General features: G+C 73.8%; 18 protein-coding genes. 14 read left to right on the plus strand and 4 right to left on the minus strand.

Annotated elements, in window-relative coordinates:
• Positions 1–16 precede the first annotated feature (16 nt).
• Both clpB and ACH45N_RS02330 read left to right on the plus strand, forming a co-directional pair.
• Positions 17–2,626 carry an ATP-dependent chaperone ClpB gene (gene clpB, locus ACH45N_RS02325; protein WP_397390771.1) on the plus strand — a complete coding sequence of 870 codons (2,610 nt, stop codon included), beginning with the start codon at positions 17–19 and terminating at the stop codon, positions 2,624–2,626.
• A 220-nt stretch (positions 2,627–2,846) separates the two neighbouring features.
• Complete coding sequence (locus ACH45N_RS02330) at positions 2,847–3,890, plus strand: ArsR/SmtB family transcription factor (protein WP_397390773.1); 1,044 nt, start codon at positions 2,847–2,849, stop codon at positions 3,888–3,890.
• Here ACH45N_RS02330 and ACH45N_RS02335 read toward each other — a convergent pair.
• Together ACH45N_RS02335 and ACH45N_RS02340 are read right to left on the minus strand one after the other, a co-directional pair.
• Entirely contained in the window at positions 3,868–5,796 is a 1,929-nt protein-coding gene (locus tag ACH45N_RS02335; protein ID WP_397390775.1) for a septum formation family protein, read from the minus strand. The two genes, ACH45N_RS02330 and ACH45N_RS02335, sit on opposite strands and share 23 nt — an antisense overlap.
• A gap of 144 nt (positions 5,797–5,940) precedes the next feature.
• A complete protein-coding gene (locus ACH45N_RS02340; RefSeq protein WP_397390777.1) occupies positions 5,941–6,765 on the minus strand; it encodes an exodeoxyribonuclease III in 825 nt (274 codons plus the stop codon).
• 182 nt (positions 6,766–6,947) lie between these two features.
• On the opposite strand from ACH45N_RS02340, the gene ACH45N_RS02345 reads away from it, so the two are divergent.
• From ACH45N_RS02345 to ACH45N_RS02380, 8 genes are all read left to right on the plus strand, one after another.
• Positions 6,948–8,219, plus strand: a complete 1,272-nt coding sequence (locus ACH45N_RS02345) for an ATP-binding protein (RefSeq protein WP_397390779.1) — start codon at positions 6,948–6,950, stop codon at positions 8,217–8,219.
• A 35-nt stretch (positions 8,220–8,254) separates the two neighbouring features.
• Positions 8,255–9,775, plus strand: coding sequence for an ABC transporter substrate-binding protein (locus ACH45N_RS02350; protein ID WP_397390781.1), 1,521 nt, complete (start codon positions 8,255–8,257; stop codon positions 9,773–9,775).
• A 24-nt stretch (positions 9,776–9,799) separates the two neighbouring features.
• Positions 9,800–10,747, plus strand: coding sequence for an ABC transporter permease (locus ACH45N_RS02355; RefSeq protein ID WP_397390783.1), 948 nt, complete (start codon positions 9,800–9,802; stop codon positions 10,745–10,747).
• A complete protein-coding gene (locus tag ACH45N_RS02360) occupies positions 10,744–13,341 on the plus strand; it encodes a dipeptide ABC transporter ATP-binding protein (RefSeq protein WP_397390785.1) in 2,598 nt (865 codons plus the stop codon). The genes ACH45N_RS02355 and ACH45N_RS02360 overlap by 4 nt, the downstream gene beginning before the upstream one ends.
• 154 nt (positions 13,342–13,495) lie before the next feature.
• On the plus strand, positions 13,496–16,933 hold the full coding sequence (locus tag ACH45N_RS02365; protein WP_397390787.1) for a S8 family serine peptidase: 3,438 nt from the start codon (positions 13,496–13,498) through the stop codon (positions 16,931–16,933).
• A gap of 102 nt (positions 16,934–17,035) precedes the next feature.
• On the plus strand, positions 17,036–17,716 hold the full coding sequence (locus ACH45N_RS02370; RefSeq protein WP_397390789.1) for a hypothetical protein: 681 nt from the start codon (positions 17,036–17,038) through the stop codon (positions 17,714–17,716).
• A gap of 287 nt (positions 17,717–18,003) precedes the next feature.
• On the plus strand, positions 18,004–19,008 hold the full coding sequence (locus ACH45N_RS02375) for an isopenicillin N synthase family dioxygenase (protein WP_397390791.1): 1,005 nt from the start codon (positions 18,004–18,006) through the stop codon (positions 19,006–19,008).
• A gap of 160 nt (positions 19,009–19,168) precedes the next feature.
• The gene (locus ACH45N_RS02380) at positions 19,169–19,588 is read left to right on the plus strand and encodes a rhodanese-like domain-containing protein (RefSeq protein WP_397390793.1); all 420 of its coding nucleotides are present in this window, start codon (positions 19,169–19,171) and stop codon (positions 19,586–19,588) included.
• A 191-nt stretch (positions 19,589–19,779) separates the two neighbouring features.
• Here the strand turns inward: ACH45N_RS02380 and ACH45N_RS02385 are convergent, their stop codons facing one another.
• Positions 19,780–20,532, minus strand: a complete 753-nt coding sequence (locus tag ACH45N_RS02385; protein ID WP_397390795.1) for a response regulator — start codon at positions 20,530–20,532, stop codon at positions 19,780–19,782.
• Positions 20,529–21,911: an ATP-binding protein gene (locus ACH45N_RS02390; RefSeq protein WP_397390797.1), complete on the minus strand. Its 1,383-nt coding sequence runs from the start codon at positions 21,909–21,911 to the stop codon at positions 20,529–20,531. Before ACH45N_RS02390 ends, ACH45N_RS02385 begins: the two co-directional genes overlap by 4 nt.
• Before the next feature lie 191 nt (positions 21,912–22,102).
• On the opposite strand from ACH45N_RS02390, the gene ACH45N_RS02395 reads away from it, so the two are divergent.
• From ACH45N_RS02395 to ACH45N_RS02410, 4 genes are read left to right on the plus strand one after another with little or no spacing between them, the layout of a single operon-like run.
• Positions 22,103–23,104, plus strand: coding sequence for a Bug family tripartite tricarboxylate transporter substrate binding protein (locus tag ACH45N_RS02395; RefSeq protein ID WP_397390799.1), 1,002 nt, complete (start codon positions 22,103–22,105; stop codon positions 23,102–23,104).
• The gene (locus tag ACH45N_RS02400) at positions 23,101–23,691 is read left to right on the plus strand and encodes a tripartite tricarboxylate transporter TctB family protein (RefSeq protein WP_397390801.1); all 591 of its coding nucleotides are present in this window, start codon (positions 23,101–23,103) and stop codon (positions 23,689–23,691) included. The genes ACH45N_RS02395 and ACH45N_RS02400 overlap by 4 nt, the downstream gene beginning before the upstream one ends.
• The gene (locus ACH45N_RS02405; protein ID WP_397390803.1) at positions 23,684–25,186 is read left to right on the plus strand and encodes a tripartite tricarboxylate transporter permease; all 1,503 of its coding nucleotides are present in this window, start codon (positions 23,684–23,686) and stop codon (positions 25,184–25,186) included. The genes ACH45N_RS02400 and ACH45N_RS02405 overlap by 8 nt, the downstream gene beginning before the upstream one ends.
• A gap of 10 nt (positions 25,187–25,196) precedes the next feature.
• A complete protein-coding gene (locus ACH45N_RS02410) occupies positions 25,197–25,976 on the plus strand; it encodes an SDR family NAD(P)-dependent oxidoreductase (RefSeq protein WP_397390805.1) in 780 nt (259 codons plus the stop codon).
• Positions 25,977–25,985 lie beyond the last annotated feature (9 nt).

The following is a 25,985-nucleotide window of genomic DNA, read 5'->3' on the forward strand; positions in this document are numbered from 1 at the left end:
AGCCCCGGGAGGCTTCATGGACACCAAGTTCACGACCATGTCGCAGCAGGCGATCGGCGACGCCATCCAGTCGGCGTCGGCCGCCGGCAACCCGCAGCTCGAGCCGGTCCACCTGCTCGCCTCGCTGCTCACGCAGGAGCGCGGTGTGGCCGTCGGACTGCTCGACGCGGTCGGGGCGAACGCGCAGGCCATCGGCCAGCAGGTGCGCGCCGCCCTTGTCGCGCTGCCCCAGGCCAGCGGGTCCAGCACGGCCCAGCCGAGCGCGAGCCGCGCCCTGGCGACGGTGCTCGACCTGGCGGGCAAGGAGGCCCAGGGGCTGGGCGACGAGTACGTCTCCACGGAGCACCTGCTCATCGCGCTCGCCGCCGGGCAGTCGTCCGCGGCGCAGATCCTGTCCGATGCCGGGGCGACCGCCGACGCGCTGCGCGCGGCCCTGCCCGCCGTCCGTGGTTCCGGCCGTGTCACGAGCCCCAACCCGGAGGGCACCTACAAGGCGCTGGAGCAGTACGGCACCGACCTCACGCAGCAGGCGCGCGACGGCAAGCTGGACCCGGTGATCGGCCGCGACGCGGAGATCCGCCGCGTGATCCAGGTGCTGAGCCGCCGCACCAAGAACAACCCCGTGCTCATCGGTGAACCCGGTGTCGGCAAGACCGCCGTCGTCGAGGGCCTGGCCCAGCGCGTGGTCGCCGGCGACGTGCCCGAGTCTCTCAAGGGCAAGCGCCTGATCGCCCTCGACCTGGCCTCGATGGTGGCCGGCGCCAAGTACCGCGGCGAGTTCGAGGAGCGCCTCAAGGCCGTCCTGGAGGAGATCACGGCGTCGGACGGCGAGGTGGTCACCTTCATCGACGAGCTGCACACCGTGGTCGGCGCGGGTGCCGGCGGCGACGGCGCGATGGACGCCGGCAACATGCTCAAGCCCATGCTGGCCCGCGGCGAGCTCCGCATGGTCGGCGCCACCACGCTCGACGAGTACCGCGAGCACATCGAGAAGGACCCGGCGCTGGAGCGCCGGTTCCAGCAGGTCTTCGTGGGCGAGCCCTCGGTGGAGGACACCGTGGCGATCCTGCGCGGGCTCAAGGAGCGCTACGAGGCGCACCACAAGGTCACGATCGCCGACTCGGCGCTCGTGGCCGCCGCGTCGCTCTCCGACCGGTACATCTCCGGCCGGCAGCTTCCCGACAAGGCGATCGACCTGGTCGACGAGGCCGCGTCCCGCCTGCGCATGGAGCTCGACTCCTCGCCGATCGAGATCGACGAGCTGCAGCGCGCCGTCACGCGCCTCGAGATGGAGGAGGTCGTGCTCTCCGAGTCGGAGGACGCCGGCTCCAAGGACCGGCTCCAGCGCCTGCGGGCCGACCTGGCCGACCGCCGGGAGGCCCTGGCCGCCCTGACCGCGCGCTGGGAGTCCGAGAAGGCCGGGCACAACCGCGTGGGTGACCTGCGCGCACGCCTGGACGAGCTGCGCACCGACGCCGAGCGCAAGCTCCGCGAGGGCGACCTGGAGGGTGCGGCACGCATCCAGTACGGCGAGATCCCCGTCGTCGAGAAGGAGCTCGCGGCCGCCGAGGAGGAGGAGTCCGAGGTCGAGGCGCTGCCGTCCCCGGACCAGCCGATGATCGCCGACAAGGTCGGCGCCGACGAGATCGCCGAGGTGGTCGCGGCGTGGACCGGCATTCCCGCCGGGCGGCTGCTCCAGGGCGAGTCCGAGAAGCTCCTGCACATGGAGGACGTGCTCGGGCAGCGTCTGATCGGCCAGCGGGCCGCGGTCGCCGCGGTGTCCGACGCCGTGCGGCGCACCCGCGCCGGCGTCTCCGACCCCGACCGGCCCACCGGGTCGTTCCTGTTCCTCGGCCCGACGGGCGTCGGCAAGACGGAGCTCGCCAAGTCGCTGGCGGACTTCCTGTTCGACGACGAGCGCGCCATGGTGCGCATCGACATGTCGGAGTACGGGGAGAAGCACTCCGTGGCCCGGCTCGTCGGCGCCCCTCCGGGCTACGTCGGGTACGAGGAGGGCGGTCAGCTCACCGAGGCCGTGCGGCGCAGGCCCTACTCGGTGGTGCTGCTGGACGAGGTGGAGAAGGCGCACCCCGAGGTCTTCGACATCCTGCTCCAGGTGCTCGACGACGGCCGCCTGACCGACGGCCAGGGCCGCACCGTGGACTTCCGCAACACCATCCTGGTGCTGACCTCGAACCTCGGCTCGCAGTTCCTCGTGGAGCCGATGCTGTCGGACGAGGAGCGGCGGGAGTCCGTGATGACCGCCGTCCGCGCGGCGTTCAAGCCGGAGTTCCTCAACCGGCTCGACGACGTGGTGATCTTCGACGCGCTCTCGCTCGACGAGCTCGGCCGCATCGTCGACCTGCAGGTTGCGGCCTTCGCGAAGCGGCTCGGCGACCGCCGCATCACGCTGGAGGTGACCGCGGCGGCCCGCGAGTGGCTCGCCCTGGAGGGCTTCGACCCGGCCTACGGCGCCCGGCCGCTGCGCCGCCTCGTGCAGCGCGAGATCGGCGACCGCCTGGCGCGGCTGCTGCTCGCGGGCGAGGTGTCCGACGGCGACACGGTGGTCGTGGACCGCGCCGACGGCGAGGGGCTGGCCCTCGAACGGCGGGTGCTCACCGCGTAGCCCGAACGGGGGGCCGCCTACGGCGGGCCGGCACCACCGGATGTGACGGTGTTGTGAAGGTGGCCCCCCGATCGCCCAGAACCGGAAATCCCGCACGTCCCTCTGTATGTGCGGGGTGAATCCGTGCGCGGCCGGCCGCGCACGGCCCGGCACGGTCCAGGGCGCGCGGGGGGCGAGCCGGCGGGAGCCACCACGAGAGGCAGACGGTCGAGGAGGCCCGGTGCTGCGGTTCCACTTCACTTCGGACGACCTGGCCCGGGTCCGGATCGCCCCGGGTCCGGACCCCATGTGGGAGACGCTGCTCAGCGCCCACGTGGTGAACCAGCGCGGCGGGACGACGCCGTTCGACCCCTGGCGCGAGCGCGTGCTGTCCGGCCTGCCGCCCGCTGCGCGGATGCTGCTGCGCCTGGCGCCGCCGCGGGGGTACTCGCCGGACTTCCTCACGCCCGCCACCGGCGCGGACCTGCTCCTGCCCGGCGCCGACGCGTTCGAGACCGGGCTCGACGCGGTGCTGTCCACGCCGCGCGACCAGCTCCGGCGCGACATCTCCCGGCTCGCGCACGGCCGCAGGCCGCACCTGTGGATGCGGGACCTCGCCGACGGGGCGGCGCCCGCCGTGCGTGGGCTCGGCGTCGCGATGCGCTCGTACCACGAGCAGGCGGTCGGGCCGTACTGGAGCGGCATCCTCACCGCGGTCGACGTCGACCGCACGGCGCGCACCCGGGCCTGGGTGGAGGGCGGCACCGAGCACGCGCTGCGCACCCTGCACCCCGCGATCCGGTGGGAGCACCCCGTGCTCTCCGTGACGACCGCCGCCGAGCGGGACGTGCACCTGGCGGGCCGCGGCCTGCTCATCGTCCCGTCGTACTTCTGCCACCGGGCCCCGATCTCGCTGGCCGACCCCGAGCTCCCACCGCTGCTGATCTACCCCATCACCCACGAGCAGGTGTGGACCGGCACGCGGCCCGAGGCGCAGGCCGACGGCGGCCGGCAGCTCACCGCGTTGCTCGGGCGCACCCGGGCCGCGGTGCTCCGCGCCCTCGGCACCGGTGCGACCACGAGCGAGCTCGCGCAGCGCCTGGCGATCTCCCCGGCGTCGGCCTCGGAGCACGCCACCGTGCTGCGCAACGCCGGGCTCGTCTCCAGCGGGCGCGAGCGCAACACCGTGCTCCACGCGCTGACCCCGCTCGGCCGCACCCTGCTGGACGGCGGCGACGGCCGGGTGCCGACGGCGTCGACCGCTACTGCAGCAGATCCTGCGTGATCGGCTCCGCGGTGGTCGCCAGGCACAGGCCGACCCGGTCGCCGTCGGCCCACGAGTCCTCGCTGGGGCCCCAGACGACGTAGCTCACCGAGTCCGCGACCGGGCTCGTGCGCGCGTTCGGGCCGAGCTGCTTGGTGCCGCAGACCTGCGCGATACGCGTGTCGACGGCGTCCCGGCCGGGCCAGACGGCGGCGTCGGCGAAGTCGGTGCGGCCCACCACCTGGGCGGTGTGCGAGGCGTCGCACGGGACCGCCAGCACCTCCGAGATCTCGCCGTCCGGCGGGACGCTCTCCACGCAGGAGCCGAGCACGAGCTGCAGCGGGTGCACCTCCTGGGGCTCCGCGATCATCGCCTCTATGGGCTCCCACTGCTGCCGGCCGACCATGTTCACGATGAGGGCGATCACCGCCACGACTGCCACCACGGCCAGCGTCGCCCCGGCGATCAGGGCGTACCGCCGCCGCTTCGCGGCCTCGTCGGCCTCGGTGGGCGGGCGCCAGCCCGCGTAGGAGGCCTCGGGCGCGTAGTCGTGGACGGCCGGGAACGAGTGCGGCGAACCCCCGGGCGTCACCGGGAACGGCGACGGCGGCTGCTGCGGGGCCGACGGCTCCTGCGGCGACCCGCCCTGCGGGTGCTGCTGCGGCGCCGCGGGCGTCGGGAACGGGCTGGGCGGCGTGGTGGCCGGCGGGGTGCGGGTCGCGGGGGAGGCGAAGAGCTCCGAGGCGGCGGCGAAGTCGTCCTCCGTCGCCGGGGTGCTCGTCGGTGACTCCTCGGCGTCCGGGTCGTCCTCCGCCGGGGCCGGCTCGGCCGGCGTGCCTTCCTTCGCCCGCTCGGCGTTCTGGGCCGCGGGGGCGGTCGCGGCCGGCGCTGCCGGCGCGTCCGCGGGGGAGCCGTCGGACGGTGCGTCGGGGCTCTGCGCGTCGGGGCTCTGGGCCGAGGCGTCGTCGCCCGACGCCTCGTCCTCGGCCGCGACCGTACGGGGCCCCAGCGCCTTCTTGTGCGCGGCGGCGATCGCCGCGAAGGAGAGGGCCTTGAAGTCGAACGTCTCGTCGACGACCGGCGCGGCGGTCGACGGCTTGGTGTCGGCGGCCTGGTCGTTCGACGTGCCGGGGCTCGCGTCGTCGGCGCTGTCGGCCGACGTCGTGGCCTCGGCCGGAGTGGTCTGGGGGTCGGGGGTCGACTCAGGCGCCGCCGCATCCTCGGGCTCCGCGTCCTCGGGCTCCGGCGTCGCCTCGGGTGCGGACCCCGCCTGGGGTGCGGATGCCGCCTGGGGTGCGGACCCCGCCTCGGGTGCGGATGCCGCCGCCGGGGTCGCGGGCTGCGCGGCCGGTCGTGCGGCGGCCGGGACCACACGGATCTCCTCGGTGGGCGCCTCGTACCGTCGCGTCCGGTCCGCCGCCGCGGGGGACGGCTCGGGCGCGGGTTCCGCGGGCGGCACGTCCTCGGGCTCCGGCACGGTGCTCGGGGTGGTCGGCCCTGCGGCGGGCTCGGTCGTGGCGGCCGGCTCGGTGACCGCCTCCGGCTCGGCCGGGCTCGTGGCGGACGGCTCGTCGTCCGCCGCCGTGGAGGCGCCGGCGGCGTCGGTGGCCTCGTCCGCGGGCGAACCGGTCGAGCCGTCGGCGGCCGAACCGGTCGAGCCGTCGGACGCGTCCGCGTCCACCCCGGCGACGGCGTCGTCCACGCCCGCCGCGGGCTCGGGCGCTGCGTCCTCGGGCCCAACGGTCTCAGGAGCCTCGCCGGACGGTTCCGCGGCCTCCGCGTCGCCCTCGCCGTCGTCCTTGCCGCCGAGGCCGGCGGGCGCGCGATCCGGCTCCGACTCGACCGGGGACGCCTTCGCTACAGGATCCGAGACGGGGATCTCGGCGACTTCAGTGGCGGCCGGGGTCTGGTCGGGCGTCGACGTCATGCAGGTTAACTTACCGACATTCTGTAACGACCCCGCTACCGGAACGGCAACCGTTTCGACCGCACTCGATTTGGGGACAACTTCACCCGAGGATTTCCCCATCGGGAGTGGAACCTGCCCACATCACAGCCGTCGCAGGACGGATCAATCGGTCAGGTCGACAATCACCGGGACGTGGTCCGACGCGCCCTTCCCCTTGCGCTCGTCGCGGTCGATCACGGCTCCGGCCGCCCGTCCCGCGAGCGCGGGCGAGGCCCAGCAGAAGTCGATCCGCAGCCCCTTGTTCCGCGGGAACGCGAGCTGCTGGTAGTCCCAGTAGGTGTAGGTGTGCTCCTCGGGGAGGAACTTGCGGGTCAGCTCCGTGTACCCGGCGTCGCCGAAGGCCTCGAACGCGGCCCGCTCGGGCGGGGACACGTGGGTCTTCCCGGCGAAGTCGGCAGCGTTGTAGACGTCGGTGTCCAGCGGGATCACGTTCCAGTCCCCCGTGAGCGCGACGGCGTCGCCGGCGTCCGCCCAGGTCGTGGCCGCGGCTCGGAGCGACTCCAGCCAGGCCAGCTTGTAGGCGTAGTGCGGGTCGTCGAGCGCCCGGCCGTGCGGCACGTACAGGCTCCACACGCGGACGCCGCCGCAGGTCGCGCCGATCGCCCGCGCCTCGACCGGCGGGACGACGTCGAGCAGGGTGTCGGGGCCGTCGTCGGCGACCGCCTTCGCGAAGCCGGGCTGCCCCGGGAACTGGGTGGCGACGTCGTCCAGGCCGACGCGCGACACGATGGCCACGCCGTTCCACTGCGACAGCCCGAAGTGCGCCACCTCGTACCCGGCGGCCTCGAACGCCGCGGTGGGGAACTGGTCGTCGCGGCACTTGGTCTCCTGGATCGCCAGGACGTCGGTCTGCGACCGGTCGAGAAAGGCGAGCACACGGTCGACCCGCGTGCGGATCGAGTTGACGTTCCAGGTAGCGAGGCGCACGCCGACAGCCTACGTGCGCGGCTGTGCCGGCCGTCGTACGACCCGTGCGCGTGCGGTGGAGTAGGTGATGCGCATATGGTGGAGTAGATAGTGCGCGCGCGGTGTAGTAGATGGTGCGCAAATCGTGTAGTAGCAGCTGCGAGCCCGCCAGCGCTCCGTTGCCCGAGATGGAGGAGATGTACGTGGCCGTCTATGAGCGTCGCGTGATAGACGACCTGCTCGATGAGGTACAGCCCCACCTGGAGGCCACCTCGATCTACGGGCCAAAGGGCGTCGGAAAGACGGAGACGGCTCGCCGTAGAGCGAAGTCCGTCCTGGAACTCGATCAGGAGAGCGGCAGGCAGCGGCTCCTGTCCGATCCTGGCCTGCTGCGCACGCTTCCCGGTCCGGTACTGGTCGATGAGTGGCAGCGCTGGCCGGAGTCCTGGGATCGAGTGCGCCGAGCGGTAGATGACGGCGCTGAGCTCGGCCGTTTCCTGCTCACCGGGAGCTCGGCTCCCCGCGGGGCCGGTGTGCACTCGGGTGCCGGGCGGATCATCGGCCTCCGAATGCGTCCGATGAGCCTCCTCGAGCGCGGTGTGGCCAGTCCCGCAGTGAGCCTCGCCGACATGCTTCGCGGGGAGGCGGAGATCGGCGGGGAGACAGATGTCGTGCTCGGCGACTACGTCGAGGAGATCGTTGCGTCGGGCCTGCCTGGTGTCCGCTCCGCTCCCACGCCGCAGCTCCGTCGTCTCAGACTCAATACCTACCTCGACAACATCGCCCAGCGGGAGTTCGTGGAGCAGGGGTACCCGGTCCGCCGTCCCGAGGCCCTTCGCGCGTGGCTCGCTGCGTACGCAGCCGCACTGTCCACCACGGCCAAGTACGTCGAGATCCTCGATGCGGCGACACCCAACGAAGGTGACAAGCCCTCGAAGAAGACGACGATCGGATACAGGGATGCGCTCTCCGGACTGTGGCTGCTCGACCCGACCCCCGCGTGGATGCCGACTTCGAATCACCTGGCCAGACTGGGACAGGCCAGCAAGCACCAGCTCGCTGATCCTGCGCTTGCGGCCCGGCTCCTGAACCTGACCGCGGACGGGCTGATGGCAGGTCGCGGTGACATGGCAGCCATCAACCACGGAGGCATACTCGGTGCGCTCTTCGAGTCCTTGGTCACCCTCGACACGCAGGTCTATGCCCAGAACGTGGAAGCCCGCGTCTATCACCTCCGGGACCGGGACGGCCGTCACGAGGTGGATCTCGTCATCGAGGGCGTCGGCAATCGCGTCGTCGCCCTGGAGGTCAAGCTCACAGCGACGCCGGACGACCACGATGTTCGGCAGCTCTTGTGGCTCCGCGAGCAGATCGGTGACAACCTCGCAGACATGGCCGTCATCACCACGGGTAAGCACGCTTACCGCCGGCGAGACGGCGTCGCTGTGATTCCCGCCGCACTTCTCGGACCCTGATTATCGAGCCGTTTCACCCCGACTACGCTGGTCGTGTGCAGATTCTCACCGGGCGTCGTGCCCTCGGCGCCGTCGTCGTCCTCACGTCAGCGGCCCTGGTCACGGCATGCAGCGCCGGGAGCTCGTCCGGCGGGGCCTCGGCGGGGCGCACCGACGTCGTCGTCGGGCTGACCGGGGAGCCGACCAACCTCGACTTCACCACGACGTCGGGCTCCGCGATCCCCCAGCTGCTGATGAACAACGTGTACGAGGGCCTGGTGACCATCGACCAGGAGGGCGAGGTGCAGCCGCAGCTCGCCGAGTCCTGGGAGATCAACGGCGACCGCACCCAGTACACGTTCACGCTGCACGACGGCGTGACGTTCTCCGACGGCTCCGCCTTCACCGCGGACGACGTGGTCTCGTCGATCGGGCGGGTCCAGGACGACTGGACGCTGAGCCTCAAGTCGAAGATGGACGTGGTCGAGAGCGTCGAGGCGGTCAGCGACACCGAGATCGTCGTGACGCTGGCGCACCCCAGCAACGCCTGGCTGTTCGACATGGGCACGTCCGTCGGCGCGATGTTCCCCGACGACCTGTCCGTCGACCTGGCCACCGAGGCGGTCGGCACCGGTCCCTACACGGTCGAGGAGGTCGCGACCGGCGAGCATGTCACGCTCGCCGCCCGTGACGACTACTGGGGCGAGGCGCCCGCGCTCACCGAGGTCACCGTGCGCTACTTCGCCGACGCCAACGCGCAGGCGAACGCCGTCCGCGCCGGCGACGTCGACATGGCGTACAACATGCAGGCCCCGGACCTGATCTCCGGTCTGGAGCAGGACGAGGACCTCCAGGTGATCGACGGCACCTCGACCGGCGAGGTGCTGCTCTCGCTGAACAACGCCCGGCCGCCGTTCGACGACCTGAACGTGCGCCGCGCGGTCATGTACGCGATCGACCGCAAGGCCGTCCTGGACACGGCGTGGGCCGGGCACGGCCAGCTCATCGGCTCGATGGTGCCGCCCACCGACCCCTACTACCAGGACCTCACGGGCTCCTACCCGTACGACCCGGACCGGGCGCGCGAGCTGCTGGCCGAGGCCGGCGCCGAGAACCTGAGCATCACGTTCGACGTCCCGACCCGCCCCTACGCGGAGGCCGTCGCCCAGGTGGTCGTCTCGCAGCTCAAGGACGTCGGCATCGACGCGAAGATCGTCCCGGCCGAGTTCCCCGCCGTCTGGCTCGACAAGGTGTTCACCGAGCACGACTACGAGATGTCCGTGATCCTCCACACCGAGGCCCGGGACATGCTCACGATCTTCGGCGACCCCGACTACTACATCGGCTACGACAACCCGGAGCTCGCCCAGGTGGCCGAGCGGGCCGACGAGGGCAGCCCCGACCAGTACGTCGCGGGCATGCAGGAGGTCGCCCGGATGATCGTGGACGACGCCGCGAGCGACCCCCTGTTCCTCTTCCCCAACACGGTCGTGGCCGACGCCGCCCTGGCGGGCATCGCCGCGAACGCCACCACGGAGTCCATGGACCTGACCGGCCTGCGCTGGTCGGACAGCTGATCCGGCTCGCCGCCGGACAACGCCGTGGCCAGACACCTCGCGTCGCACCTCGCCCAGCTCGCCGCCACGCTCCTCGTGGCGACGGCGGCGATCTTCGTGCTGCTGCGGGTGCTGCCCGGCGACCCCGCCGTCGTCGCCCTCGGGATCGAGGCGTCCCCGGAGGCGCTCGCGGCCTGGCGCGCCGAGCACGGGACGGACGGCCCCCTGGTCGTCCAGTACCTGAGCTGGGTGGGCGGGCTGCTCACCGGTGACCTCGGCACCAGCTACGTCACGTCGCAGGACCTGACGCCGCTCGTCGCGGACCGGGTGCAGGTCACGGGCATCCTGGTGCTGCTCGGCATGCTGATCGCCCTGGTGGTGGCGGTGCCGCTGGGCACGCTGGCCGCCGTCTGGCACCGGAACGCGGGCGGCGTGACGCTCTCCGCGGTGAGCCAGGTCGGGGTGGCCGTGCCGAACTTCCTGGTGGGCGTGCTGCTCGTGTCCGTGTTCGCGGTGCGCCTCGGCTGGCTGCCGTCGGGCGGGTGGACGGCGCCCGTCGACGGGCTCGGCGAGTTCTGGCGGCACGTGCTGCTGCCCGCGGTCGCGCTGGGCTCGGTGCAGGCCGCGATCATCACGCGGTACGTGCGCAGCGCCGTGCTGGAGATCATGCGCGAGGACTTCCTGCGCACCGCCCGCGCCAAGGGGCTCACCTTCACCGGCGCGCTGGTGCGGCACGGGCTGCGGAACGCGGGCGTGCCGATCGTGACGGTCGTCGGGGTGCAGATCGCGTCCATGCTGATCGGCGCCGTGGTGATCGAGCGGGTCTTCGCCGTGCCCGGTCTCGGCAGCCTGCTGCTGGACTCCGTGGGCAACCGCGACCTGCTGGCCGTGCAGTCGATCGTGGCGGTGCTCGTGGTGCTGGTGGTGCTGCTGAACTTCCTGGTCGACCTGGCCTACACGCTGCTGGACCCGCGGCTGCGGAGGGCCGCATGAGAGGCCGCCAGCTGCACCCGCAGCTCGTCATCGGCGCCGTGCTGGTCGGGCTCGTGCTGGTCACCGCGCTCGTGTCGCTCGTCTGGACCCCGTACGACCCCGAGCACGCCGGCGCGGCCCGGCTGCTGCCGCCGGGGGCCGAGCACTGGTTCGGCACCGACCGGTTCGGCCGCGACGTGCTCTCGCAGGTCATGGCCGGCGCGCAGATCACGCTGCTGGTCGGGCTCGTGGCGGTCGGCATCGCCGCCGTGGTCGGCGTGCCGCTCGGCGTGCTCGCGGGGATGCTCCAGGGGTCGGGCCGCGGACGGCCCGCCGCGGTGCTCATGCGGGGCAGCGACATCCTGCTCGCCTTCCCCGGCCTGCTGCTCGCGATCGTGCTGGGCGCGGTCTACGGCGCGGGCACGGTGACGGCGATGGTCGCGCTCGGCATCGGCTCGATCCCCGCCTTCGCGCGCGTGGCCCGCGGCGGCACCCTGCAGGTGATGCGCTCCGACTACGTGCTCGCCGCCCGCGCGGCGAACCGGGGGAGCCTCGCGATCGCGACCCGGCACGTGCTGCCCAACATCGCCGGCACGGTGCTGGTGCAGTGCTCCGTGAACTTCGCGATCGCCGTGCTCGCCGAGGCCGGGCTGTCCTTCCTCGGCCTCGGCACGCCCCCGCCGACGCCGTCGTGGGGCCGCATGCTGCAGGAGTCGCAGCAGTTCCTGGGCGTGGCCGACCACCTCGCGATCGTGCCGGGCGTGGCGATCGCCGTCGCCGTGCTCGGCTTCAACCTGCTGGGCGACGGCCTTCGGGACGTCCTGGACCCGCGGCTGGCGACCGATCCCTCCGCGGCGCCGCAGGTCGAGCACCCCTCGCTGGTCGAGCCTGTCGAGACCTCCGCACCCCCGTCGGCCGAGCCTGCCGAGCCTGCCCTCGACCTCCGGCACCTGACCGTCCGCACGACGAGCGGGCGCACCATCCTGGACGACCTCTCCCTGCGCGTCGCCGCGGGCGAGCGCGTCGGGCTGATCGGGGAGTCCGGGTCGGGCAAGACCATGACGGCGCTCGCGGCGCTGGGCCTGCTGCCCGACGGCGTCTCCGCGGCCGGCCACGTCGGCCTCGCCGGGGTGCCCGGGAACCTCCTGGACCGGGGCGAGCGCGCGCTGGCGCGGTTGCGCGGCCGGGAGATCTCGATGGTCTTCCAGGAGCCGATGACGGCCCTCAACCCCCTGATGCGCGTGGGCCGCCAGGTCGCGGAGGCGATGACGGTGCACGGGGTCCCGAGCGCGACGGCGTCGCACAGGGCGGCGGACCTGCTGGCCGAGGTGGGCCTGCCCGACGGCGCCGCCCGGCGGTACCCGCACGAGCTGTCCGGCGGGCAGCGGCAGCGGGTGGTGCTGGCGATGGCGCTGGCGAACGACCCGGCGGTGCTCGTGGCCGACGAGCCGACGACGGCCCTCGACGTCACCGTGCAGCGGCAGGTGCTGGATCTCATGGTGCGGCTGGTCCGCGACCGCGGCGCCGGGCTGCTGTTCATCACGCACGACCTGGCCCTGGTGTCCCAGGTGTGCGAGCGGGTGGTGGTGCTGCTCGACGGCGTCGTGGTGGAGGAGGGGCCGGTCGCCGAGGTGTTCGCGCAACCCCGGCACGAGTACACGCGGGGGCTGCTCGCGGCGTCCGCCCTCGAACCCCGCCCACCGCTGGTCGAGCCCCCATCGCTGGTCGAGCTTGTCGAGACCCTGAAGCCGGTCGAGCCCGTCGAGACCCCGCCCGCCCTCACCCCGGAACCCGCCCTGATCCGCGTCCAGGACGTCACGCGCACCTACGCGCACCGGGGCCAGGCGGTCCAGGCGCTGCGGGGCGTCTCGCTGGAGGTCCGCGCGGGGCAGCGGTTCGGCATCGTGGGCGAGTCGGGGTCGGGCAAGTCGACGTTGCTGCGCATCGTCTCCGGTCTGGACCGGGCGACGTCGGGCCGGGTGACCAGCGCGGGCGTCGACCTGAGCCCCGCGGACGGCGCGCCGTCGGCAGGTGCGCGCGGTGGCGGGCCGGCGGCGGCGCACGACCTCGGCGACCTGCGCGCCGCCCTGCAGCTCGTGTTCCAGGACCCGTACGGCTCGCTGGACCCCCGCATGACCGTGGGCGACATCGTGGCGGAGCCGCTGCTCAACCCGGCGAACGTCCGGGACGGCGGCCCCCGGACCCCCGCCGCCCGGCGGGACGCCGTGCGCGAGATGCTGGACGCCGTCGGCCTGCCGCTCGACGCGGCCGACCGGTACCCGCACCAGTTCTCGGGCGGGCAGCGGCAGCGCATCGCGATCGCGCGGGCCCTGGTGTGCCGGCCGCGCATCCTCGTGGCGGACGAGCCGGTCAGCGCGCTCGACGTGTCCGTGCGCCGGCAGGTGCTGGACCTGCTCGCGCGGCTCGCCGACGAGTACGCGCTGACGCTGCTGCTCGTGTCGCACGACCTCGGCGTGGTGCGGCACGTCTGCGACCACGTCGCCGTGATGCACGACGGGCTGGTCGTCGAGGAGGGGCTCACGGCCCAGGTCTACGACGACCCGGCGCACGAGTACACGCGGCGTCTGCGCGCGGCGACGCCGCTGCTGCGTTGACCTGCGCCGCACGTGTCAGACGTACAGGTCCCCCGGGTGACCTGTGGGTCTGACACGTCCGGCCTTCTCCTACCCAACGATCTCGACGCAGCCGGCGTCTGCCCTGGTGAAGGCGGCAATCGACCGCCGGCGTCCGCACGAGGGAGACAGGTAGATGCGCGCCAGAACGGGTGCAGCGGCAGCGGCGATCGCGGTGGCGGTCGCGCTGGGTACAGGGGTACCGGCGTGGTCGTCCGGGGGAACAGGGTCCGGCGGGGCGGACGGCGGCGCGACGGCGGCCGCGGGCGCGTCGTCCACCGCCACCGTCACCCTGATCACCGGGGACCAGGTCGACGTCGGGCGGTACCCCGACGGCCGCCGGTCCGTCACGGTGCGCCCCGCGGCCGGCCGCGAGGGGATCGCGTTCCAGAAGCTGGTCCGGGGCGACAGCGTGCAGGTGATCCCCGGCGACGTCGCGCGCCTCGTGCCCGACCGCCTGGACCCGGCGCTGTTCGACGTCACGGGCCTCGTCGCCGCCGGGTACGACGACGGGCACCGGGACACGGTCCCCGTCATCGTGCAGGACGCCGCGGTGGCGGACGCGGCGGCCACAGCGTCCGCCACCCCGGGCGGGACCCCGGACGGGACCGGCGCCGCGGCCTCGACCCGTCTCGCGCAGCACGACGAGCCCGACTGGGCGGCGCTCGGTCTCGACCCCGAGCGGAGCCTGCCGTCGGTCGGCGCGGTCTCGGCCGACCTGGACCGGGCCGCGGCCGCCGACCTGCTCGCGACCCTGGACCCGGCCCCGGCGGCCCGCTCGGCGGCGCCGTCCGTGCCTGGCGCACCGGCCGTGAAGGTCTGGCTGGACGGCCACGTCGAGGCGCTCGACGTGGACTCGATGCCGCAGATCGGCGCGCCGGCCGCCTGGGACGCCGGGTACACCGGCGACGGGGTGACCGTCGGCGTGCTCGACTCCGGCATCGACACGACCCACCCCGACCTCGACGACGTGCTGGTCGGGGCGCGCGACTTCACCGGCTCCGGCGACACCATGGACCGGTACGGCCACGGCACCCACGTGGCCTCGATCGCCCTGGGCTCGGGCGACGCGTCCGACGGCGACAACCGCGGCGTGGCTCCCGGAGCCGACCTCCTGGTCGGCAAGGTGCTCGACGACTTCGGCGGCGGTGAGGCGTCGTCGATCATCGACGGCATGGAGTGGATCGCGGAGGCCGGCGCGCAGGTGGTGAACATGAGCCTCGGCGAGTCCGAGCGCTACACCGACGGCACGGACCCGCTCTCGATGGCCGTCGACACGCTGAGCGACCGGTACGGGACGCTCTTCGTCGTGGCCGTGGGCAACGAGGGCCTGTACGGCGCCGTGGTCCCGCCGGGGGCCGCGAGCTCGGCCCTGACGGTGGGCGCCGTCGACGACGACGACCAGGTCGCGTACTTCTCCAGCCGCGGACCGCGGGTGCGGGACTACGCCATCAAGCCGGACATCACGGCGCCGGGCGTCGAGATCGTGGCGGCCCGCGCCGCCGGCACCAACGAGTGGGAGAGCAACGGCCCCTACACGGCCTGGAGCGGCACCTCCATGGCCGCGCCGCACGTGGCCGGCGCGGCCGCCGTGCTCAAGCAGGTCCGCCCCGAGCTGACGGGGCCGCAGCTCAAGGCCGTTCTCATGGGCTCGGCCCGGCACACCAGCGGCGGCGCGTTCGACGAGGGCGCCGGCCGCGTCGTCGTCCCCGCCGCGCTCGACCTGCCCGTGACGCCGACGCCCGCGTCGCTGTCGTTCGGTGGCTTCGAGTACCCGCAGGAGGGCACCTCGACGAAGACGCTCACCTACGAGAACCCTGGCACCGCCGCGGTCACGCTGGACCTCACGGTCGACGCGGCGGACCAGGACGGCGAGCCGCTGCCCGCCGGAGCCGTCACGCTCGGCGCGACGTCCCTGACGGTGCCCGCCGGGGGTATCGCGACGGTCGGCGTGCGCATCGACCGCACGGTCGGCGCCGTCGAGCGCCGCTACTCGGGCGCGGTCACGGCCACGGACGCCGCGGGCCGCGAGGTCCGCACGCCGCTCGGCTGGTACAAGGAGCCCGACCTCGCCGACCTGGACGTCCGGACCCTCGGGCGGGACGGTGAGCCGCACACCGGGTCGTCGAGCGTGCGCATCGTGAACGTGGACGACCCGACGCTGTTCGACGAGCACCGGGAGATCGGCCCCGAGGGCCTGGACCTGCGGGTCCCGCCGGGCCGGTACTCGGTCACGGGCTTCCTGTGGACCACCGACGAGGAGTACGTCGTCTCCGAGGTCTCCGCCGTGCTCCGGCCGGAGGTGACCGTCGCCGACGACACCACGGTCGTGCTCGACGCCCGCGAGGCGCGCGAGCTCACCGTGTCCACCCACCGGCCCGCCGCGGTCCGGTGGATCGCGCTGGACGACACCCGGACGACGGCGGCGGGCGACGACCCGTACGGGTTCGGCACCGTGGTCGGGGCCGGCGCGAAGGCGTACGCGACGCCGACGGAGGCGCCCGTCACGGTCGGCACGTACGACCTGCAGACCCACTTCGTCCTGGAGCAGCCGGTGGCGGCGGGCCGGGCGCCGTCGTACACGTACGACCTCCTGTACACGCAGGACGTGGTGGACACGTTCCGGTTCCGGGCGACGGCCCGCGACACGGCCGCGGTCACGACCACGTACGCGTCCCTCGGCGGCGACCACCACGCCGAGAGCGCCCGCGTCGGCACCGCGCCAGGCCACCTGTGGGGCTCGGCCGTGGGCAGCCCGGTCACGATCCCCGGCCGGCGCACCGAGTACCTGAGCACGAACGGCGTCGCCTGGGGCCACCAGGTCTACTCGGGCTCGGCCGACGACCCGCAGCAGGGGTACTTCGACTCCGTGGCGCGCACCTACGCGCCCCGGGAGAAGGCCCGGACCACGGTGGGCGGCGCCGTCCTGAGCACGCGGGCGGGGTCCGGCGCGTTCACGATCACCGACGGCGCGCTCGGCCTCCGGCTCGTGCCCTGGAGCGACGCGGACGGGCACCCGTTCGAGTCGTTCGGCGGGCAGAGCACCCGCCTGCGGGTCTGGCAGGACGGCGTCGCCGTGCTCGACCAGAGTCGGCCCTCGGCCGAGGTGGCGCTGCCCGCCGGCGGCGCGGCGCACCGCGTCGTCCTCGACGCGAGCCTGGAGTCGTCCTGGTGGGAGCGGTCCACGCGGACGAGCACCGAGTGGCGGTTCCGCGCGGCTCCGGACGCGACCACCGGCCCGGCCGTGCTCGACGTCGGCTACGCGGTCCGGGGCCTCGACGCGCGCAACGCGGCGCCCCGCAGCACGCGGGTCATGCTCACGGTAGGGCCTGTGGCGGGTGACCCGGACGGCCGGTCCGCCAAGAGCCGGGTCACGTCCGCGCGCCTCTGGTGGTCCGCGGACGACGGCACCACCTGGCACGCCGTGTCCCTCACCGACCGGCGGCCGGGGACGTTCACCGGGACGGTACGGGTGCCGCGCGGCACCGAGCACGTGTCGCTCCGGGTCGAGGCGCGGGACGCGTCGGGCGGCACGGTGAAGCAGACGACGATCCGCGCGTACGCCGTCCGCTGACCTGCCGCCCCACCGGCGCACGTGTCAGACGTACAGGCCCCCCGGGCGACCTGTGCGTCTGACACGTGCCGGGCCCCGCGCCGGTGTAGCCTCCTGCGCGAGATGAGCGAGCACGTGACCAGCGGCGACGGCGGCCCGCCCGCGCCCGACGACGGCCTCCCCCGCGCCCGGGTGACGCACCACGGCAAGCCCCCGATCCGCCTGATCTACGTGCCCGGGCTCGGCGACCGGATGCCGCCGCTGGTGCACCTCCAGCGCGAGGCGCTGCGCACCTGGCGCGCCCTCGGCGTGCGCACCACGATGTTCCGCGTGCGCTGGTCGTCCGACGCGTCGTTCGAGGAGCGGCTGGACCGGCTCGACGCCCTGGTCGAGCAGTTCGAGCAGCGGGGCGAGCGCGTGGCGCTCATGGGCGCGTCCGCCGGCGCGGGCGCGGTGCTCGCGGAGTACGCCCGACGCCGCTCGATCATCGCCGTGGTGATCATCGCCGGGAAGTTCCTCGAACCCGAGGACATCATCAAGCCCGTGCTCGAACGCAACGCGCCGTTCGCGCAGTCGCTGTCCGCGGTGCCGAAGCTGCTGGAGGAGCTCGGCCCCGACGACCGGGCCAGGATCCTGAGCCTGCGCTCGGCGCGGGACGGCGTGGTCGACGACGAGGACACCCTGCTCGAGGGTGCCGTGAACGAGACGATGCGCGTGGTGGGCCACGTGATCGCGATCGGGTACGCGCTGATGTTCCGGGCGCGGCGGGTCGTCCGCTTCCTGCGCGAGGTCGTGACCGACTGAGCCGGACCCGTGCCGTTCCGCGGTTCCGGGTGCTACCGTGTCTCACATCGTGAGCACCTTCCTCTGTACCTGCTGTCGCCGCTGAGCGGTCGCCCACCGGGCGACCCCCTGGCGCGTCCCCTCGCGCCGCCGACAGCAGCCCCTGCTCACATCGCATCCCCGTGCGCACACGCCGGGCTCCCGCATTCCTCCGTCCGGAGGCCGAGAGCACCTGGCGGAGGTGTCGGCGGATGCCGGGGCGGTCGCCGTCGGCGCACCCACCCGGCACCCTCGAAAGGACCCTCACCATGCCCGGCATCCCCGTACTGGACCTCTCGCTGCTCGACGGCGACCCCGGCGACCAGGCCCGTTTCCGCGACGAGCTGCGGCGCGCGACCCACGAGGTCGGCTTCTTCTCCCTGGTCGGCCACGGCGTCCCCCGCGACCTGATCGACCGCGCCTACGCCACCGCCCGCGAGTTCTTCGCGCTCCCCGAGGAGCAGAAGCGCGCGATCGAGAACGTCCACAGCCCCCACTTCCGCGGCTGGACGCGGATGGGCGGCGAACGCACGCTCGGCCGCGTCGACCAGCGCGAGCAGATCGACATCGGCGCCGAGCGGCCGGCGGTCCCCGCCGGACCCGGCGTCCCCGACTACTGGGTCCTGGAGGGCCCGAACCTCTGGCCCGAGTCTCTCCCGGCCCTGCGCGAGGTCGCCGAGGAGTGGCTGACGCGACTCGACGGCGTCGCGACGCGGCTGCTGCGGGCGTGGGCCGAGTCGCTCGGCGCGCCGTCGGACACGTTCGACGCCGTGTTCGAGCGGCCCTCGCCGCACCTGAAGATCGCGCGCTACCCGGGGGTCGAGGCCGCCGCGCCCGCGCAGGGCGTCGGCGCGCACAAGGACCTCGGCGTGCTCACGCTCCTCTCGGTCGAGGACGGCAAGGCGGGCCTCCAGGTCGAGAAGGACGGCGAGTGGCTCGACGTCGTCCCGCCCGCCGGCGCGTTCGTCGTGAACATCGGCGAGCTGTTGGAGATCGCGACGGACGGCTACCTCAAGGCGACGCTGCACCGCGTCGTGTCCCCGCCGGCGGGCACCGAGCGCATCTCGATCCCCTACTTCCACGGGCCTGCGCTCGACGCGACCATCCCCGACGTCGAGCTGCCGGAGCCGCTCCGCGCCGCCGCGCCCGGCGTCACGCTGGACCCGGCGAACCCGCTGCACGCGGTGTTCGGCGACAACTGGCTCAAGAGCCGGGTGCGGGCGCACCCGAACGTGGTGGAGGCGCAGCACCCGCACCTGCTCCAGACCACGTGACGGTCCCTGCCCCGCACCGTGTCAGACGCACAGGTCACCCGGGTGACCTGTGCGTCTGACACGGGTCGGGGGCTCGGAGTAGCCGGCCTTACGGATGGTTCAGAAACAGTGCGGATCCGGACTCTTGTCGCCGGCGTCCCGGCGTCCGCACACTCTGGCCATGACGATCTCCCAGGACACCTCCGCCGCCGTCGCCCACTTCGCGGGGCGCCTCGCCTTCGAGACCGACGTCAGCGACGTGCACGCGGCCCTGGCCGCGAACAGCCCGTTCACGCTGGTCGACGTCCGCTCCCCGACCTGCTGGGACCAGGGCCACATCCCGGGCGCCGTGCACCTGCCCGGCGGCAAGGTGCGCCTGCGGGCCGAGCAGACCGTCGACCGGGACAAGCCCGTGGTCGTGTACTGCTGGGGTCCGGCGTGCAACGGCGCGACCAAGGCTGCCCTGGAGTTCGCGAGGCTCGGCTACGACGTCAAGGAAATGATCGGCGGGTTCGAGTACTGGGTCCGGGAGGGCTTCGCCTACCAGACGGCGGCCGGCCCGGTCCAGCCGGAGCCGGACCCGCTGACGGCCCCGGTCTGACGCCGGGGCCGCCGGTGTCACCGGAGTGCGCTTCTACCCCGTCATTGGGCCCGTAACCGCCCCGATTCCGGGCCCGATGACGGGGAAGAAGCGCACTTCGCGCGTCGGACGTCGGACGTCGGGCGGCGGACGTCGGGCGTCGCGCGTTGCACGTCGGACGACGCGCGTCGGGCGTCGGACGGCGGGCGGCGTCACGCCGGGCGGTAGCGGTTCTCCGGGCGACCCGTCGCGCCGTAGCGGGGCGCGACCTGGGCGTACCCCTCCGTGACCAGGTGCTCCAGGTAGCGGCGGGCGCTGACACGCGACATCCCGACCGCCTCGGCGACCTCGGCCGCCGACGCGTCGCGGGCCGCCGCCGCGCCGGCGCCGGCCCCGCCGCCGTCCGCCCGGCCGCCGTCCGCCCCGCCCACGCCGTCCCCGGCGCACAGCCGCGCGAGCGCCGCCCGGACCAGGTCGCGGCTGCGGCCCGAGAGTCCCTTGGGCAGCCGGTCGGCGGAGCGCGGCCCGGCCAGGAGCTGGTCCACCTCGTCCTGGTCGAGGGTGTCCTGGGCCCGGCGAACGTCCTCGCGCCGCTGCCACACCTCGTCGAGCCGTTCCCGCAGCGCGGCGGACGTGAAGGGTTTGACCAGGTAGGCGAGCACCCCGCCGGCCATGGCCTGGCGCACGCTGTCGAGCTCGCGCGCGGCCGTCGTGGCGACGACGTCGACCGGCGGCCCCGGCAGCATCCGCAGCCGCTGCAGCACGTCGAGCCCGCCGATGTCCGGCAGGTGCAGGTCGAGCAGCACCAGGTCGGGGCGCAGCGCGGACACGAGGCGCAGCGCGTCCGCGCCGGTCCGCGCCTCGCCGACGACGACGAACCGGGGGTGGCTCTCCACGAAACCCCGGTGCACGGTCGCGACCACGGGATCGTCCTCGACGACGAGCGTCCGCGCCTGTTCGGTCACGACCGGGCCTCCGGAGCCTCGGCGCCCGCCCGTGCCTCGGCGCCCGCCCGAACGCCGGCGCCCGCAGCGGCCCCCACCCCGGCCCGCGCCCGCCCGGCCGCCGCGACCGGCACCGGCAGCTCGACCCGCACGCGCGCCCCGCCGAGGTCACCGGTCCCGAGCACCACCTCGCCGTCGCGCCGGTCCACCACGCGCCGCACGAGGGCCAGCCCGATGCCCCGGCTGTGCTCCCGGTCGCCGGGCACCTTCGTGGAGAACCCCGCCTTGAACACCTGGTGGTGCAGCGCCGCGGGGATGCCCGGGCCGTCGTCGTCCACCTGGAGGCACAGCCGCGTCCCCTCGGTCCCGAGCAGCACGCGGACCCGGCCGTCCGGCCCGGCGGCGTCCACGGCGTTGTCGATCAGGTTGCCCAGCACGATGAGGGCGTCGGTGTGCAGCGCCGAGCCGTCCGGCGTCGTCGGCACGTCGAGCGCGGACTCGTCCGCGACGTCGAGCGTCACGCCCCGCTCCCGCGCGGTGATCGCCTTGACCAGCAGCAGCGCGGCGATCTCGGGGGAGCGGACGTCCGGCGCGACGGCGGACGCGGTGAGCAGCCCGCCGTGGCCGGAGCGCTCGATGAACGCGACCGCCTCCTCCGTGCGGCCCAGCTCCAGCAGCCCCGAGATGACGTGCACGGTGTTGGCGAACTCGTGCGACTGGGAGCGCAGGGCGTCCGTGAGCCCGCGGGTCTCCAGCAGGGTCGCGATGTCCTCGGGTTCGAGCAGGTAGATCCGGCGGCGGACCAGGCGGGTCACCCAGGCCGCGCACAGCACCCCGACGACGGCGGCCGCGGCGAGCGCGGCGAGCAGCCAGCCCCGGTCGTCGGTCAGGTCGGCGCGCAGCTCGGACTCCAGGATGCCCACGCTCGCTGTGCCGATCACGGGGGCGGGCGAGGAGTCGTCGGCCGCGTCGCCGAAGACGGGCACCTTGACGCGCCACGACGTGCCCAGGGTGCCGGTCTGGGTGCCCGTCCACACCTTGCCGGACAGCGGCACGGACGGGTCCGTCGAGACCCGCTGCCCGATCTGGTCCGGGTCGGGGTGGGAGTAGCGCACGCCGTGCTCGTCGGTGACGACCACGTACGTGACCTCGGAGGCCTCGCGGATCACCTCGGCGATCGGCTGGATCGTCGCGGCCGGGTCCTCGTCGTCGAACGCGTCGTGGATCGCGGGCAGGCGCGCGACCGACTGGGCCACGCCGGACATGCGGTCGACGTAGGCCTCGCGGAGCTGTCGTTCCTGCAGGGTGGAGGCCACGAGCCCGGTCGTGCACACGAGTACGAGCACGATGACGACCTGCAGCGCCAAGAGCTGCACCCGGAGCGTCATCGCCCTTCTCACGGGGGCCAGTGTGCACCGGTTCGTCGTCGGCGCGGTAGCCGCGCGGCGTGACCGAAACGACCACAACCTTCGTTGCGACCAGAACCGGGGCGGCACGGCCGCCGCTCCCTACGCTCTCGCCCGGACGGACAGAGGGCCGGCGGTGCAGCCGGCCCCGACCGTCCGCACACGCATCCGCTCGAGGAGGAGACATGCGCATCATCCGGTCCGGGGCTGCCCCCGTCGGAATCGTCCTGGCCCTGGCGCTCGCCGGCTGTTCGGTCCTGGAGTCGAACGGTGGCGGCGGCGACGCCGCGATCGACGAGCTCAGCATCGTCGTGCCCGCCGGGCCCGGCGGCGGCTGGGACCAGACCGGCCGCGCCATGCAGGCCGACCTGCAGGAGGAGGGCCTGGTCGGCTCGGCCACGGTCACCAACGTGGACGGCGCGGGCGGCACCGTGGGCCTGGCGAACATCGCCAACGCCACCGACCCGAACACCCTGCTCGTGATGGGCCTGGTCATGGTGGGGGCCGTCGAGACCAACCAGTCGCAGGCCCGGATCGAGCACACCACCCCGATCGCCCGGCTCACCGAGGAGCAGGAGGTCATCGTGGTGCCGAAGGAGTCGCCGTACCAGACCGTCGACGACCTCGTCGCCGACATCAAGGAGAACGGCAAGAAGGTCTCGATCACCGGCGGTTCCGCCGGCGGTACCGACCACATCCTCGCGGGGATGCTGATGCAGGCCGGCGGCATCCCGTCGGAGAACATCGGGACCAAGCTCAACTACATCGCCTACTCCGGCGGCGGCGAGTCGCTGGCGGCGCTGCTCGGCAACAACGTGAGCGCGGGCATCTCGGGGGTCAGCGAGTACGCCGAGCAGGTCGCCGCGGGCGAGCTGCGGGCCCTCGCGGTCTCCGGCGAGGAGCGCGTCGAGGCCCTGCCCGACACGCCGACCCTCACCGAGGCCGGCTACGACGTCGTCCTCACCAACTGGCGCGGCGTGGTCGCCCCGGGCACGATCGACGATGCCCAGCGCGAGGCGCTGACCAGCACGGTCACCGAGCTCGCGCAGTCCGAGTCGTGGCAGGCCACGCTCGAGGAGAAGGGCTGGGACGACGCCTTCCTCGCCGGGGACGAGTTCGACACGTACCTTGAGGGCAACATCGCGGAGTCCCTGGCCGTGCTCAAGGACATCGGGCTCGTCCGGTGACCTCGGACGGCATGGCGCCCGGGGTGCCCGAGGTGGCCGGCACGGCCGGCACGGCCGGCACGGCCGACGCGGCCGACGCGGCCGAACGCCCGCGCCGCCGGTGGGGCGAGCTCGTGCTCGCCCTGGCCACGACCGCCCTCGGGGTCTACGTGCTGGTGGCCGCCGGGAGCATCACCGTCCCCGGCTCGACCAACACGCTCGGCCCGCGGGCCTTCCCGTACCTGGTGGGCGGCATGCTCGTCGCCGCGGGCGCCGTGCTGACCGTCCTGATCCTGAGCGGCCGGGTCGGCGAGGAGGAGGGCGGCGAGGACGTCGACCCCACCGTCCGGACCGACTGGCTCACGGTGGTGCTGCTCGTGGTGGCCCTGGTGGTCCACGTGTTCGCGATCAACGTCGTGGGCTGGCCGTTCGCCGCCGCGCTGCTGTTCGCGGGCGCGGCGGTCGTCCTGGGCGCCCGCCCGTGGTGGCGCGCCGCACTGGTCGGGCTCGCGTTGGGCCTGGTCGTCCAAGTGATCTTCGGCGGGCTGCTGGGGCTGTCGCTCCCGGCCGGGCCGCTGCTGGAAGGGGTGCCGTTCCTCCGTGGATAACTTCTCGGCCCTGATCGACGGGTTCGCCACCGTGCTGCACCCGATGTACCTGCTGTACGCGCTGTTCGGCGTGTTCATCGGGACGGCGGTGGGCGTGCTGCCGGGCATCGGTCCGGCCATGGCCATCGCCCTGCTCCTGCCCCTGACGTACACGCTGGAGCCGACGGCGGCGATCATCCTCTTCGCCGGCATCTACTACGGCGGCATGTACGGCGGGTCGACGACGTCGATCCTGCTCAACACCCCCGGCGAGTCCGCCTCGATCGTCACGGCGATCGAGGGCAACAAGATGGCCCGCGCCGGGCGCGGTGCCGCCGCGCTCGCCACCGCCGCCATCGGCTCGTTCGTCGCGGGCTCGCTCGCCACCGTGGCGCTGACGTTCCTGGCGCCCGTGATCGCCCGCTGGGCGGTGCAGCTCGGCGAGCCCGACTACTTCGCCCTCATGGTGGTCGCCTTCGTCACCGTGGGCGCGCTGCTCGGGACGTCGGTGCCGCGCGGCCTCGCCGCGCTCGCCCTCGGCCTGTTCCTCGGCCTGGTCGGTACCGACACGCTGACCGGCCAGCAGCGCTTCACGTTCGGCGTGCTCGACCTGGCCGACGGGATCGACGTCGTGATCGTCGCCGTCGGCCTGTTCGCCGTGGGCGAGGCCCTGTACGTGGGCTCACGCATGCGGCACGGCCCGGTCCGGATCATCCCGGTCGAGAAGGGCTGGCGCACCTGGATGAAGCGCGACGACTGGCGCCGGTCCTGGAAGCCGTGGCTGCGCGGCGCCGCCATCGGCTTCCCCGTCGGCACCATCCCCGCGGGCGGGGCCGACGTCGCGACCTTCCTGTCCTACGCCGCCGAACGGCGGCTCGCCGGCCCGCGGCGCAAGCAGTTCGGCAAGGGCGCGATCGAGGGCGTGGCCGGACCCGAGGCCGCGAACAACGCGGCGGCGTCGGGCGTGCTCGTCCCGCTGCTCACCCTGGGCCTGCCCACCACGGCGACGGCGGCGATCATCATCGTCGCGTTCCAGTCCTACGGCATCCAGCCCGGGCCGCTGCTGCTGCAGAGCGAGTCCGCCCTGGTGTGGGCGCTGATCGCCAGCCTGTACATCGGCAACCTCATGCTGGTGGTGCTCAACCTGCCGCTGGTGGGCATGTGGGTCAAGGTGCTGCGCATCCCGCGGCACTACCTGTACGCGGGCATCCTCCTGTTCGGCGCGCTCGGCTCGTACGCGCTGAACTTCTCGCCCGTGGACGTGCTGCTCCTGGTGCTGATCGGCCTGGCCGGGTTCTTCATGCGCCGGTACGGGTACCCCGTGGCCCCCCTCGTGGTCGGCATGATCCTCGGCCCGATGGCGGAGGACCGGCTCCGCCGCTCCCTCGCGATCAGCCAGGGCGACCTGACGTACCTCGTGAGCAGCCCGTTCGCCGCGACCGCGTACATCGCCATCGTGGTGCTCCTGGTGGTCGGCCTCTGGCTCAAGCGCCGGGAGCGGGCCGAGGAGGCCTAGGGTGCCCCCCATGGGTACAGCACTGATCACGGGTGGGTCCGCCGGCCTGGGCCTCGAGTTCGCACGGCAGCTCGCGGGGAGCGGGCACGACCTGGTGCTGGTGGCGCGCGACGACCGGCGGCTGGCCGACGTCGCCGCCCAGCTCCGCGACGCCACGGGTGTGGCCGTCGAGGTCCTGCCCGCCGACCTCTCGGTGCCCGACGACGTCGCGCGGGTCGCCCAGCGGCTCGCCGTCGTCGGCGGCCGGCCCGAGGACGGCGACCTGCGGCCCGTCGGGCTGCTCGTCAACAACGCCGGGTTCGCCACGAGCTCGCCGTTCGCGACGGGCCGGATCACCACCGAGCGCCGGGGCATCGACGTCATGGTCAAGGCCGTCGTCGAGCTCAGCCACGCCGCCCTCGGGCAGATGCTCGAACGGCGGCGCGGCGCGATCCTGAACGTCGGCTCCGTCGCCGCCCTCACCGCGGGAGGCTCCTACGCCGCCGCGAAGGCGTACGTGCGCACGTTCACCGAGTCGCTGGCCGCCGAGCTCCGCGGCACCGGCGTCACCGCGACGCTGCTGTCCCCAGGGTTCACGCACACCGAGTTCCACGCGCGCGCCGGCATCGGCGAGTCCTCCATCGTCCCCGAGTGGGGCTGGCTGGAGGCCGAGGACGTGGTCCGGACGGCGCTCGCGGACGTGCGCCGCGGCGTCGTCCTGTCCACGCCCTCGGTGCGCTACAAGGTCGCCTCCGCCGCGCTGCGGATCATGCCGCGCTGGGCCGTGCGGGCGGTCGGCAGCTACCGCTGACGGCCCCGG

The sequence above is a fragment of the Promicromonospora sp. NPDC019610 genome, from assembly GCF_044389365.1.
Lineage (GTDB): Bacteria > Actinomycetota > Actinomycetes > Actinomycetales > Cellulomonadaceae > Promicromonospora.

Coding starts and splice junctions, on each gene's coding strand:
- clpB (WP_397390771.1), top strand. CDS start 17: ATGGACACCAAGTTCACGACCATGTCGCAGCAGGCGATCGGCGACGCC.
- ACH45N_RS02335 (WP_397390775.1), bottom strand. CDS start 5,796: ATGACGTCGACGCCCGACCAGACCCCGGCCGCCACTGAAGTCGCCGAG.
- ACH45N_RS02360 (WP_397390785.1), top strand. CDS start 10,744: ATGAGAGGCCGCCAGCTGCACCCGCAGCTCGTCATCGGCGCCGTGCTG.
- ACH45N_RS02365 (WP_397390787.1), top strand. CDS start 13,496: ATGCGCGCCAGAACGGGTGCAGCGGCAGCGGCGATCGCGGTGGCGGTC.
- ACH45N_RS02370 (WP_397390789.1), top strand. CDS start 17,036: ATGAGCGAGCACGTGACCAGCGGCGACGGCGGCCCGCCCGCGCCCGAC.
- ACH45N_RS02375 (WP_397390791.1), top strand. CDS start 18,004: ATGCCCGGCATCCCCGTACTGGACCTCTCGCTGCTCGACGGCGACCCC.
- ACH45N_RS02380 (WP_397390793.1), top strand. CDS start 19,169: ATGACGATCTCCCAGGACACCTCCGCCGCCGTCGCCCACTTCGCGGGG.
- ACH45N_RS02395 (WP_397390799.1), top strand. CDS start 22,103: ATGCGCATCATCCGGTCCGGGGCTGCCCCCGTCGGAATCGTCCTGGCC.
- ACH45N_RS02410 (WP_397390805.1), top strand. CDS start 25,197: ATGGGTACAGCACTGATCACGGGTGGGTCCGCCGGCCTGGGCCTCGAG.